Consider the following 12,572-nt stretch of genomic DNA (forward strand, 5'->3'; position numbering starts at 1 on the left):
AACTACACAAGTAGGTATTGTCATTGTTCAGTTTTGAGTGAGGTTCACTAAACGGGCCTATAGCTCAGTTGGTTAGAGCGCACCCCTGATAAGGGTGAGGTCGATGGTTCGAATCCATTTAGGCCCATTGCTCTAAAAGCAACAATATGGTATAATAGAATACTAGCACGGGGGATTAGCTCAGCTGGGAGAGCGCCTGCTTTGCACGCAGGAGGTCAGCGGTTCAATCCCGCTATTCTCCATTGTTAGTGAAGACTAACATCATAGTTCATTGAAAACTGAATAACAAAACAAACCATATTGATTATTTTAACAGGAGTAATCAATATAGATTATATAATTTCAAGAGAAAGATATAATAAACCGAGAATTGACCGAGTCTATATAATAATATAGAGAAAATAAGAGTAAAGGGGAAGAGCCTTTACGAGCGCAAAAATGTGGTTAAGAAACAAAGGGCGCACGGTGAATGCCTTGGCACTAGGAGCCGATGAAGGACGTGACGAACGACGAAACGCTTTGGGGAGCTGTAAGTAAGCTATGATCCAGAGATATCCGAATGGGGGAACCCACTGCTAAATGCAGTACGCGTAAGCGAGGAAGACGCAGAGAACTGAAACATCTAAGTACCTGCAGGAAGAGAAAGAAAAATCGATTCCCTAAGTAGCGGCGAGCGAAAAGGGAAGAGCCCAAACCATTGTGCATGCACAATGGGGTTGTAGGACTCCGATATAAGACCGAAGTGAGTAGTAGAATCTGATGGGAAGCAGAGCGAGACAAGGTGAGAGCCCTGTATACGAAACTGACTGAAGCTTTAGGAGTATCCTGAGTACGGCGGGACACGAGGAATCCCGTTGGAATCCGCCAGGACCATCTGGCAAGGCTAAATACTCCCTAGTGACCGATAGTGAACCAGTACCGTGAGGGAAAGGTGAAAAGCACCCCTGGAGGGGAGTGAAAGAGTACCTGAAACCGTGTGCCTACAAGTAATCAGAGCCCGTTAAGGGGTGATGGTGTACCTTTTGTAGAATGGACCGGCGAGTGACGATAACATGCGAGGTTAAGTTGAAGAAACGGAGCCGAAGCGAAAGCGAGTCTGAATAGGGCGAGAGTATGTTGTTGTCGACCCGAAACCAAGTGACCTACCCATGAGCAGGTTGAAGGTGTGGTAAGACACACTGGAGGACCGAACCAGGACACGTTGAAAAGTGTTTGGATGACTTGTGGGTAGCGGAGAAATTCCAATCGAACTTGGAGATAGCTGGTTCTCTCCGAAATATATTTAGGTATAGCCTCAGAGTAAGAGTCATGGAGGTAGAGCACTGTTTGAACGAGGGGGACGCAAGTTTTACCGAATTCAGATAAACTCCGAATGCCAAGGACTCATCTCTGGGAGTCAGACTGCGAGTGATAAGATCCGTAGTCGAAAGGGAAACAGCCCAGCCCACCAGCTAAGGTCCCCAAGTAATTGTTAAGTGGAAAAGGATGTGGAGTTGCACAGACAGCTAGGATGTTGGCTTAGAAGCAGCCATCATTTAAAGAGTGCGTAATAGCTCACTAGTCGAGTGATTCTGCGCCGAAAATGTACCGGGGCTAAACAATACACCGAAGCTGTGGATTCTAGTTTAAGACTAGAGTGGTAGGAGAGCGTTCTATATGCGGCGAAGGCATACCGTGAGGAGTGTTGGAGCGTATAGAAGTGAGAATGCCGGTATGAGTAGCGCAAGACGGGTGAGAATCCCGTCCACCGATAGACTAAGGTTTCCAGGGGAAGGCTCGTCCGCCCTGGGTTAGTCGGGACCTAAGCCCAAGCCGATAGGCGTAAGCGATGGACAACAGGTAGAGATTCCTGTACTTGATGTTATCGATTGAGTGAAGGAGGGACACAGGAGGTGACTCCACGCATCCGGATGGAAGAGGATGTGCAAGCAGTGAGTTTTAGTAAGAGTGAAATGCTTTTACTTTAAAGGATGAGCTGTGAAGCGTAGCGAATAAAGTAGCGAAGGTGGATAATCAAACTGTCGAGAAAAGCTTCTAGCGAGATAACATGAACCCGTACCGCAAACCGACACAGGTAGTCAAGTGGAGAACACTAAGGTGATCGAGAGAACTCTCGTTAAGGAACTCGGCAAAATGACCCCGTAACTTCGGGAGAAGGGGTGCTGGTAGAAATACCAGCCGCAGTGAATAGGTCCAGGCGACTGTTTATCAAAAACACAGGTCTCTGCCAAATCGAAAGATGACGTATAGGGGCTGACGCCTGCCCGGTGCTGGAAGGTTAAGAGGAGAGGTTAGCGCAAGCGACGCTTCGAATTGAAGCCCCAGTAAACGGCGGCCGTAACTATAACGGTCCTAAGGTAGCGAAATTCCTTGTCGGGTAAGTTCCGACCCGCACGAAAGGCGTAACGATCTGGGCACTGTCTCAACGAGAGACTCGGTGAAATTATAGTACCTGTGAAGATGCAGGTTACCCGCGACAGGACGGAAAGACCCCATGGAGCTTTACTGTAACTTGATATTGAGTGTTTGTGTGACATGTACAGGATAGGTAGGAGCTTAAGAATCGTGAACGCCAGTTTACGAGGAGGCGCTGGTGGGATACTACCCTTGTGATATGAACCCTCTAACCCGCGTTGTAAGGCAACGGGAGACAGTGTCAGGTGGACAGTTTGACTGGGGCGGTCGCCTCCTAAAGTGTAACGGAGGCGCCCAAAGGTTCCCTCAGAATGGTTGGAAATCATTCGTAGAGTGCAAAGGCAGAAGGGAGCTTGACTGCGAGACCTACAAGTCGAGCAGGGACGAAAGTCGGGCTTAGTGATCCGGTGGTACCGTATGGAAGGGCCATCGCTCAACGGATAAAAGCTACCCTGGGGATAACAGGCTTATCTCCCCCAAGAGTTCACATCGACGGGGAGGTTTGGCACCTCGATGTCGGCTCATCGCATCCTGGGGCTGAAGTCGGTCCCAAGGGTTGGGCTGTTCGCCCATTAAAGCGGTACGCGAGCTGGGTTCAGAACGTCGTGAGACAGTTCGGTCCCTATCCGTCGCGGGCGTAGGAAATTTGAGAAGAGCTATCCTTAGTACGAGAGGACCGGGATGGACGCACCGCTGGTGTACCAGTTGTTCCGCCAGGAGCATCGCTGGGTAGCTATGTGTGGGAAGGATAAGCGCTGAAAGCATCTAAGCGCGAAGCCAGCTTCAAGATGAGATTTCCCATTCGTAAGAAGTAAGACCCCTGAGAGACGATCAGGTAGATAGGCTAGAAGTGGAAGTATAGTGATATATGGAGCGGACTAGTACTAATCGGTCGAGGACTTAACCACGAAGATTTAAGGTTGAAAGGTTTGTGAGTTATTCAGTTTTGAGTGAACTAATATAAGTTTACTTAAAGAAAATAATGTACCTGTGTGGTGATGATGGCAAGAAGGATACACCTGTTCCCATGCCGAACACAGCAGTTAAGCTTCTTAGCGCCGATGGTAGTTGGACCTTTGGTCCTGTGAGAGTAGGACGTTGCCGCGCAGGGTATATTTTTTTCATTCCGCAATAGCTCAGCTGGCAGAGCGCATGACTGTTAATCATGATGTCGTAGGTTCGAGCCCTACTTGCGGAGTATTTTGTATAGAGTGGAGACAGCTTCTAAGATGGAGAGTTGTCCGAGAGGCTGAAGGAGCACGATTGGAAATCGTGTAGGCGGGAAACCGTCTCAAGGGTTCGAATCCCTTACTCTCCGTACAGAATAGACGATTATATCAAGAAGGTCCGTTGGTCAAGTGGTTAAGACACCGCCCTTTCACGGCGGTAACACGGGTTCGAATCCCGTACGGATCATAAGAGAATAGACATGGAGGTTTAGCTCAGCTGGGAGAGCATCTGCCTTACAAGCAGAGGGTCAGCGGTTCGATCCCGTTAACCTCCATTCCGGTTCCGTGGTGTAGGGGTTAACATGCCTGCCTGTCACGCAGGAGATCGCGGGTTCAAATCCCGTCGGGACCGTATGGCTTGGTAGCTCAGTTGGTAGAGCATTTGATTGAAGCTCAAAGTGTCGGCGGTTCGATTCCGTCCCAAGCCATTAACATAAAGCGGAGGGATAGCGAAGTGGCTAAACGCGGCGGACTGTAAATCCGCTCCTTCGGGTTCGGCAGTTCGAATCTGCCTCCCTCCATAGGATAAGACCTAGAGGACGATAGGGACTTAGTTTAACGGTAGAACAACGGTCTCCAAAACCGTTAGTGTGGGTTCGATTCCTACAGTCCCTGTTAGGTGGATAATGGCGATTGTGGCGAAGTGGTTAACGCATCGGTTTGTGGCACCGACATTCGAGGGTTCGATTCCCTTCAGTCGCCTCTTTATATTATTGGGGTATAGCCAAGCGGTAAGGCAACGGACTTTGACTCCGTCATTCGTTGGTTCGAATCCAGCTACCCCAGTTTTTTATTTTATATAGAAGAATAGCTATACAAGATATGGCGGTATAGCCAAGTGGTAAGGCATGGGTCTGCAAAACCTCGATCACCGGTTCAAATCCGGTTACCGCCTTACAATTAGGCCGGTGTGGCGGAATTGGCAGACGCGCTGGACTCAAAATCCTGTGCCTTCACGGGCGTGTCGGTTCGACCCCGGCCACCGGCATATTTTTATAAATACATCAGTTTGAAGACCTTAGTTGCCTTATGGTGCTAAGGTTTTTTGTGGTTCTATAATTTTTAGTGTTGGTGCAGGAACCATTACCGCTATTTTTACGCCTCTTTGTCAAATGGTGTGGTCTTTAAACTTTGGATTCTTTGACGAATGAGTCTTATTGTAATAATAATGACGCACTTGACGATTGTTCAAGTGTTTTTTACTTATTAAAACTTCCTTAATTTTGTTGTTTTTCACGAACATTAACAATTATTTGCTAGCTATCATTTGTTTTTTTGCTATAATAGATTTATTAAGAGACTGGAGGTTTTTTTATGGCTACAATGTCGAATAAAATGAAACGCAATCAGAGGATTGTATACATTAGTCAATTTTTTGTGACTCATCCAAATGAATTAATTGGGTTATCCTATTTTTCTGATTATTTTAACTCTGCTAAATCTTCCATCAGTGAAGACATTGATTTTGTTAGAGGGATTTTTGAAGAAACAGAGATTGGTGTCATTGAAACAATAGCGGGTGTGCAAGGCGGCATGATTTTTAGACCAGCTTATTCAGACGTTAAGACAAATGAATTAATGGATGAAATTCGTCAAAGATTAACCGAAGGAAAAAGAATTTTACCCGGAAATTATGTATATTTGGCCGATTTATTACAAGATCCGAGGTTATTAGATAATATTGCGAAACTAATTGCTGTTAAATATCAAAAGGAAGAGATTGATGCTGTTGTAACGATTGAAACTAAAGGAATTGGGCTTTGTGTAGCAGTTGCTAAATATTTAAATGTTCCACATGTAGTTGTTCGTAGAAGTTCTTCTGAGATGGACGGTTCTACTATTTCTGTTAACTATGTGTCAGGGTCTCATCAAAGAGTTTCTAAAATGGAACTTTCAAAAGTTAGTTTAAAAGCAGGAAGTAAAGTGTTAATCATTGATGACTTTCTACGAAATGGTGGAACAATGATTGGATTAATGAACTTAATTGAAGAATTTGATTGTAAAACTGTTGGTATTTGCGTGTTTGTTGAGAGTACGTATCGAGACCATGAACCCATTCCGGATTATGACTCTTTATTAAAGGTCGAGATCGTTTATAATAAAGAAGAATCACGTTTTGAACTTCAATCAGAACTAGGAACTTTTTTTGAGTAAATGCAGTTTTTTTATCAATATTCTGTTCTCGTTGTGCTATAATTAGGTGGTAAGAAATACACAGAGGAGTGTTTTGATGGAAAAACGTTTAGCTGTTATTCTAGCAGCCGGAAAAGGAACCAGGATGAAGTCAAAATTATACAAAGTATTGCATCCAGTATGTGGCTTATCGATGGTGGAACATGTGGTAAATTCAGTAAAATCATCGGGTGTAGATGAAATTGTTACAATTGTTGGCCATGGTGCTGAAACAGTTAAAGAAGTTTTAGGTGAACAATCTAAGTACGCATTGCAAGAGGAACAATTAGGAACGGGTCACGCGGTCCTACAAGCTAAAGATTTAATTGGTGATTTAGACGGACAAACATTGGTTATTTGTGGCGATACGCCGTTACTTTCAAGTGACACTTTAAATTATCTATTTAAATATCATTCGGAAAACCAAGCAAGTGCAACTATTTTAACAGCTATTGCTGAAGATCCAACGGGTTATGGGCGTGTCGTACGTTCTACGAATGTAGATGTTGAAAAAATTGTCGAACAAAAAGACGCTTCAGAATCAGAATTAAAAATTACAGAAATCAATACAGGTACTTACGTTTTTGATAATAAAGCCTTATTTAAAGCTCTATCAAATGTCAAAAATGATAATGCCCAAGGTGAATATTATTTACCAGATGTGATTGAATTGATTAAGGCTGAAGGCGGTAAAATTTCCGCTTATATTATGGATGATATGTCAGAAGCATTAGGGGTCAATGATCGTGTTGCTCTATCTCAAGCGAATAAATTAATGACAAAACGTATTAATTTAGAGCATATGCGCAATGGTGTCACCATCGTGAACCCAGCAACTACCTTTATTGAAGCAAGTGTTAAAATCGGCAACGATACCATTATTGAACCAGGTGTAATGTTAAAAGGCAATACCATTATCGGTTCTGATTGTTTGATAGGTGCTAATAGTGAAATCGTAGATAGTGAAATTGCAGATAATGTCGAAATTACTCAATCAGTTATTGAAAAATCAGTCGTTTCAGAAGGCGTGACGATTGGACCGTTTGCTCATCTTCGTCCAAACAGTAAGTTGGATAAAAATGTACATATTGGAAACTTTGTAGAAGTAAAAAATAGTACGATTGGTGAAGGAACCAAAGCAGGCCATTTAACTTATATTGGGGATGCTGATTTAGAAGAAAATATTAATGTGGGATGCGGTACCATTTTTGTGAATTATGATGGTAAACATAAACATCGTTCGCATGTTGGAAAAGATGCCTTTATTGGATGCAATGCGAATATTGTTTCACCTGTTAATATTGGCGAAAAAGTATTTGTTGCGGCCGGCACAACGGTAATCAAAGATGTTGAATCAGAATCATTAGTCATTTCAAGATCTGAACAAAAAAATATTCCAGGCTATTGGGAAAAATTACAAAAAAAAAGCGTCAGAAAATAGATCAAAATTAAATGGAGGTTCATTTCGTGACAAAAGTACATTATAAAGATCCAAAGTTGAAGATTTTTTCATTAAGTTCAAATAGACCCTTAGCAGAAAAAATTGCAGAAGAAGTAGGAATTGAATTAGGACAATTAACAATTTCTCATTTTTCTGACGGTGAAATTAAAGTAAATATTGAAGAAAGTGTTCGTGGGGATCATGTTTATATCGTCCAATCGACTTCATTCCCTGTAAGTGATCATTTAATGGAATTAATGATTATGATTGATGCTTTACGTCGTGCAAGTGCAAAAACAATTAATATTGTGATTCCTTATTATGGATATGCGAGACAAGACCGCAAAGCCCAATCAAGAGAGCCGATTACAGCTAAGTTAGTAGCGAATATGTTGACGATGGCCGGAGCTTCTCGTATTTTAGCATTAGACTTGCATGCAGCTCAAATTCAAGGGTTCTTTGATATTCCAGTAGACCATTTAATGGGAGCACCTTTATTAGCGAATTATTTCTTAGAAAATAATTTACATGGGGATGATTGCGTAGTCGTTTCCCCTGACCATGGTGGTGTTACTCGCGCTAGAAAATTAGCAGAATTTTTAAAATCTCCGATTGCGATTATTGATAAACGCCGTCCACGTCCAAATGTTGCGGAAATCATGAATATCGTTGGGGATGTTGAAGGAAAAAAATGTATTATTATTGATGATATGATTGATACAGCTGGAACGATTACTTTAGCCGCTAATGCCTTAAAAGAAAAAGGTGCTAAAGAAGTTTATATTTGTTGTACTCACGCTATTTTATCAGGCAATGCAAAAGAAAAATTAGAAGCAGCGCCAGTTGAAAAAGTGATTATTACCGATTCAATTGTCTTACCGGAAGAAAAGAAAATTGATAAAATTGAAATTATTTCCGTTAGTCAGTTAGTGGGAGAAGCCATTCGTCGAATCCATGAAAATCGTTCTGTCAGTCCATTATTTAGCGAAAAATTCAATATTTTGGATTAATTTGAGTTAAATAGTTAATCCATTAATAAAACCTTTTAAACCAATTTAGGAAGTTTGAAAGGTTTTTTCGGTGCGCCCAGCAAGGCTTTCTCTATAGAAACTAAGGCTTAGTGTAAAATAACTGTTGGTCAGCTAAAAGCAAAAAAGATAATCCTCTGCTATACTGTAAGTAGTCTAAACACACAGAAAGGTAGAGGATTATCCATGAGTATTATAACACAAATTATGCAAGAAATTAATGAAATGATGGCAGATTTATATAATAATGCGATTCAAGGTGAAGTAGACTTTTCAACATGCATCAAAACCATTAGCAATACGATGCGTCAACTCTCAGTCGATTTAGGAGAAGATCTCTGTACAACAATTGAGGAATCACTCTTTGAAAGTCCTGCAAGAAAAGCAAGATATAGCGTTCATCGTTGCGATGATGAAAAAACAATCTCCACACTGATTGGTGACATTAAACTCTCAAGGCGTTATTACAAAGATAAACAAACGGGTGAGTTCTGCTATTTATTGGATGACTTCTTATCGCTCACGCCTCACCAGCGCGTGGATCTCGAGCTAGAAGCAGCCATTTACGAGAAGGCTAGTAAGCATTCTTATCAAGAGACCATTGATAGCTTCGAACATATCGGGATTTATAGTCGCCAGACAGTCAAGAATATTGTGCATAAGTATCGCCCGGATTCTGTTGCGTTGCCAGTGGAAGCAAAGCGTCAGGTAGACTGCTTATATATTGAAGCCGATGAAGACCATGTAGCTTATCAAGATGGGAAGAATCGGGAAATGCGCTTGGCGTATGTTCACGAAGGATACAAAGAAAATTTAGAATCAAGTGACCGAAAAGAATTAAATATTAGTCGCATCTTCACAGGATTATACGAAGATAGCGAGGAATTGTGGGAAGATGTTTATTACTACCTCGACCAACAATACGATTTAGCAGCCTGTCCGACCCTCTATTTAAGTGGAGACGGGGCTCACTGGATTAAGAAAGGGTTGGACTATCTACCGACTCAAACACGCTTTGTTCTTGACCCTTATCATACGGTTAAATACCTTCGTCAGGCATGTGTTGGTATCAGTAATGATCATTTATACGCCACTTTACATCGTTGGCTTTATACAGGTGAAAAAGGCTATTTACAGGACTACTTCGAAGTGCGACTCAGCGATCCGTCGCTACCCGACTCTTCGAAACAAACGCTTCAAAAGGTCCGTCGCTATCTGATAGGAAATTGGGATTCTATTCAAAGACAAAGGGACCCTCAATATATCGGTTGTAGTGCCGAAGGTCACGTCAGCCATTGGTTAAGTGCTCGTTTAAGTTCGCGACCGCTAGGATGGAGTACAACAGGAGCAGAAAACATCGCTAAAGCCCGTGCTTATGACTTAAATGGTGGCGATTTAAAAACTTGGGTAACAAATCAAATTAAAACAAAAGAAAGAAAAAGAAGAGTAGAGAAATTAGATGGCCGTGTGGGGCGGAAATACGCCCGTCAGTATGATTGGAGTGGTAAAGTAGCCATCTTACACTATTCCAATAACACACGCAGTCGCCAGGCTTTTGGGACAATCGCTGGTTATTGAAATATAGTAGATTGAAGCCAGTCTTCATAATGATAGCTAAAGGCGATGAAGTGAATGCTTGATAGCGAGCAACGGCATGGTACTGGCGTCTAGCGAGACTGGATTGGCTATCGGGTGGAAATGCCTCCCTAAAGACTTCCAGAACCTCCCATGCCGCTAGAGGCTGGCTATCAAGGATATCGATTAAAATATGGAATCCATGAAACTGGGTTCAGAGAATTAGTAAAAAGTATGGTAGAGGAAAACCAACAATAATTTGACACTATCAAACTAAGGCTCTTCATGGAACTTGACTAATTAGATGTGGTATAATGAACAAAAGTAAAAGTCAAAATAAAGATTAAATTGACGTTAATAATGAAGGAGTATATTATGTTTAATTATACGGATGATAGTTTATCATTACATACTGACCTATATCAAATAAATATGTTAAAAACGTATTGGGATGACAATACAGCTGATCGACAAGCGGTATTTGAAGCCTATTTTAGAAAAAATCCTTTTGAAAATGGATATGCTGTTTTTGCAGGATTAGAACGAATCGTTCAATATTTAAGTAATTTGCGTTTTTCAAAAACTGATATTGAATATTTAGAAAGCTTAGACTTATATCCACAGGAATTTTTAGACTATTTACGTGATTTCAAATTTACTTGTACCGTGAGAAGTTTGGTTGAAGGAGAACTATGTTTTGCAAACGAACCTTTAATTCAAATTGAAGGGCCTTTAGGTCAATGTCAAATCGTTGAAACTGCGATACTCAATATTTTAAATTTCCAAACATTGATTGCCACTAAAGCCTCTCGTATGCGTAGTGTGATTGGTGAGAATGATAAGTTATCAGAATTTGGAACCCGTCGTGCTCAAGAAATGGAAGCAGCTATTTGGGGCACGCGCGCTGCTTATATTGGAGGGTTTGATTCTACTAGTAATGTTCGTGCTGGAAAATTATTCGGTATTCCTGTTTCCGGTACTCACGCTCATTCTTTAGTACAAGCCTATCGTGATGAATATACTGCATTTAAAAAATATGCTGAATCACATAAAAATGTTGTATTTTTAGTGGATACTTATGATACATTACGTTCAGGTGTACCCACTGCTATCCGTGTAGCACGTGAAATGGGTGATAAAATTAATTTCTTAGGAGTTCGAATTGACTCTGGTGACATGGCTTATCAATCAAAAAAAATTCGTGAACAATTAGATGAGGCAGGTTTCCCAGATGCTCACATTATTGCTTCTAATGATTTAGATGAAAAAACGATTCTTAACTTAAGAATGCAAGGGGCAAAAATTGATGATTGGGGTGTTGGGACTAAAATTATTACTGCTTTCGATCAACCTTCACTAGGAGCGGTATATAAATTAGTCAGCATTGAGGATGAAAATGGTGAAATGGTACCAACAATGAAAATTTCAAGTAATGCTGAAAAAATGTCGACTCCAGGTGTGAAACAAGTTTGGCGTATTACACGTAATCGTGATGGCAAATCCGAAGGTGATTATGTTGCTTTAATTGATGAACGTCCCGATTTATTAGATGAACTTTTTATGTTCCATCCGGTACATACATATATCAATAAGACAGTTAAAGACTTTACTGCTAAGCCATTATTAGTTGAGGTCTTTAAAAAGGGTGAGTTAGTATATGAAGTTCCTTCATTATCTGAAGTGAAAGACTACGCTAATAAATCGATTAATGCATTATGGGATGAATACAAACGGATTTTAAACCCTGAACAATATCCGGTAGACTTATCTCAAAAATTATATGATGAAAAAATGGCAAGTATTAAAGACATTCGTTCAAAAATCGACAGTCAAGTTAAAAAAATGGAAAAAGGTGATCAATAATGCGTCCTTTACAACAGGAAATTATTAGCGCTTTGCATGTTGCTCCTACGATCGATCCAAAGCAAGAAGTAAGACGTACCATTGATTTCTTAAAAGAATATTTAATGGCACATCCATTTTTAAAAACTTATGTTTTAGGAATTAGTGGTGGACAAGATTCAAGTCTAGCCGGTCGTTTAGCTCAATTAGCGATAGAAGAAATCAGAGCAGAAACCGGTGATCAAAGTTATCAATTTATAGCAGTTCGTCTACCTTATGGAGTTCAAAATGATGAAGCGGATGCTATAGCGGCGCTTGAATTCATTCAACCTGATCAAATAATGACTATTAATATTAAAGAGAGCACTGATGCGATGGTTAAAGCATTGGAAATGAATCCATTAGAGATTAGTGATTACAATAAAGGAAATATTAAAGCTCGTCAAAGAATGATTGTCCAGTATGCGATTGCCGGACAAATGGCTGGGGCTGTGATTGGTACCGATCATGCCGCGGAGGCTGTAACCGGTTTTTATACCAAATTTGGCGATGGTGCCGCTGATATCACACCATTATGGCGCTTAACTAAAGGCCAAGGACGAGAATTAATGAAAGAACTTCAGTCACCAGAACGATTATATTTAAAAGTTCCTACAGCGGATTTAGAAGAAAATAAACCGATGATTGCTGATGAAGTGGCTTTAGGAGTAACGTATCAAGCCATTGATGATTATTTAACGGGTAAAGAAGTATCAGAACAAGACGCAGAAACAATCGAAAAATGGTACCTTAAATCGCAACATAAACGTCATTTACCTATTACCATTTTCGATGATTTTTGGAAAAATTAATAAGTTGGTAGAAAGGAGA

The 12,572-nt window shown here is 40.9% G+C and carries 6 protein-coding genes, 14 tRNA genes and 2 rRNA genes; all 22 read left to right on the forward strand.

The features are described 5' to 3' along the window. Positions 1–53: 53 nt before the first annotated feature. The 22 genes from CYJ72_RS06655 to nadE all read left to right on the forward strand — a co-directional run bounded on the left by CYJ72_RS06655 (position 54) and on the right by nadE (position 12,553). Positions 54–127 (forward strand) — tRNA-Ile (locus tag CYJ72_RS06655). A gap of 42 nt (positions 128–169) precedes the next feature. After that, positions 170–242: transfer RNA gene (locus tag CYJ72_RS06660), tRNA-Ala, on the forward strand. A 200-nt stretch (positions 243–442) separates the two neighbouring features. Next, positions 443–3,323 (forward strand): 23S ribosomal RNA (locus CYJ72_RS06665). Positions 3,324–3,406: 83 nt separating this feature from the next. Then, a 5S ribosomal RNA gene (rrf, locus tag CYJ72_RS06670) occupies positions 3,407–3,522 on the forward strand. Between the two features lie 18 nt (positions 3,523–3,540). After that, a tRNA-Asn gene (locus CYJ72_RS06675) sits at positions 3,541–3,613 on the forward strand. A 33-nt stretch (positions 3,614–3,646) separates the two neighbouring features. Further along, positions 3,647–3,733, forward strand: a tRNA-Ser gene (locus CYJ72_RS06680). A 26-nt stretch (positions 3,734–3,759) separates the two neighbouring features. After that, a tRNA-Glu gene (locus CYJ72_RS06685) sits at positions 3,760–3,831 on the forward strand. Positions 3,832–3,846: 15 nt separating this feature from the next. Further along, positions 3,847–3,919 (forward strand) — tRNA-Val (locus CYJ72_RS06690). A gap of 4 nt (positions 3,920–3,923) precedes the next feature. Continuing rightward, a tRNA-Asp gene (locus CYJ72_RS06695) sits at positions 3,924–3,996 on the forward strand. A 3-nt stretch (positions 3,997–3,999) separates the two neighbouring features. Beyond that, a tRNA-Phe gene (locus tag CYJ72_RS06700) sits at positions 4,000–4,072 on the forward strand. Between the two features lie 12 nt (positions 4,073–4,084). Further along, positions 4,085–4,165 (forward strand) — tRNA-Tyr (locus CYJ72_RS06705). Positions 4,166–4,188: 23 nt separating this feature from the next. Further along, positions 4,189–4,259, forward strand: a tRNA-Trp gene (locus CYJ72_RS06710). 14 nt (positions 4,260–4,273) lie between these two features. Further along, a tRNA-His gene (locus CYJ72_RS06715) sits at positions 4,274–4,346 on the forward strand. A gap of 12 nt (positions 4,347–4,358) precedes the next feature. Next, positions 4,359–4,430 (forward strand) — tRNA-Gln (locus CYJ72_RS06720). A 38-nt stretch (positions 4,431–4,468) separates the two neighbouring features. Then, positions 4,469–4,539 (forward strand) — tRNA-Cys (locus CYJ72_RS06725). 9 nt (positions 4,540–4,548) lie between these two features. Continuing rightward, positions 4,549–4,632: transfer RNA gene (locus tag CYJ72_RS06730), tRNA-Leu, on the forward strand. 326 nt (positions 4,633–4,958) lie between these two features. Beyond that, positions 4,959–5,798 carry a pur operon repressor gene (gene purR / locus CYJ72_RS06735; protein ID WP_245631301.1) on the forward strand — a complete coding sequence of 280 codons (840 nt, stop codon included), beginning with the start codon at positions 4,959–4,961 and terminating at the stop codon, positions 5,796–5,798. A gap of 76 nt (positions 5,799–5,874) precedes the next feature. Continuing rightward, the gene (gene glmU, locus CYJ72_RS06740; protein WP_284628796.1) at positions 5,875–7,257 is read left to right on the forward strand and encodes a bifunctional UDP-N-acetylglucosamine diphosphorylase/glucosamine-1-phosphate N-acetyltransferase GlmU; all 1,383 of its coding nucleotides are present in this window, start codon (positions 5,875–5,877) and stop codon (positions 7,255–7,257) included. Between the two features lie 11 nt (positions 7,258–7,268). After that, positions 7,269–8,267, forward strand: coding sequence for a ribose-phosphate diphosphokinase (locus CYJ72_RS06745; protein WP_066126334.1), 999 nt, complete (start codon positions 7,269–7,271; stop codon positions 8,265–8,267). Positions 8,268–8,471: 204 nt separating this feature from the next. After that, positions 8,472–9,863, forward strand: coding sequence for an ISLre2 family transposase (locus tag CYJ72_RS06750; RefSeq protein WP_284628800.1), 1,392 nt, complete (start codon positions 8,472–8,474; stop codon positions 9,861–9,863). Between the two features lie 372 nt (positions 9,864–10,235). Continuing rightward, positions 10,236–11,723: a nicotinate phosphoribosyltransferase gene (locus CYJ72_RS06755; protein ID WP_174519406.1), complete on the forward strand. Its 1,488-nt coding sequence runs from the start codon at positions 10,236–10,238 to the stop codon at positions 11,721–11,723. Further along, a complete protein-coding gene (gene nadE, locus CYJ72_RS06760; RefSeq protein ID WP_066126333.1) occupies positions 11,723–12,553 on the forward strand; it encodes an NAD(+) synthase in 831 nt (276 codons plus the stop codon). The genes CYJ72_RS06755 and nadE overlap by 1 nt, the downstream gene beginning before the upstream one ends. Positions 12,554–12,572: the final 19 nt, after the last annotated feature.

The organism is Globicatella sanguinis, assembly GCF_002847845.2.
GTDB classification, from domain to species: domain Bacteria; phylum Bacillota; class Bacilli; order Lactobacillales; family Aerococcaceae; genus Globicatella; species Globicatella sanguinis.

Coding starts and splice junctions, on each gene's coding strand:
- purR (WP_245631301.1), top strand. CDS start 4,959: ATGGCTACAATGTCGAATAAAATGAAACGCAATCAGAGGATTGTATAC.
- glmU (WP_284628796.1), top strand. CDS start 5,875: ATGGAAAAACGTTTAGCTGTTATTCTAGCAGCCGGAAAAGGAACCAGG.
- CYJ72_RS06745 (WP_066126334.1), top strand. CDS start 7,269: ATGGAGGTTCATTTCGTGACAAAAGTACATTATAAAGATCCAAAGTTG.
- CYJ72_RS06750 (WP_284628800.1), top strand. CDS start 8,472: ATGAGTATTATAACACAAATTATGCAAGAAATTAATGAAATGATGGCA.
- CYJ72_RS06755 (WP_174519406.1), top strand. CDS start 10,236: ATGTTTAATTATACGGATGATAGTTTATCATTACATACTGACCTATAT.
- nadE (WP_066126333.1), top strand. CDS start 11,723: ATGCGTCCTTTACAACAGGAAATTATTAGCGCTTTGCATGTTGCTCCT.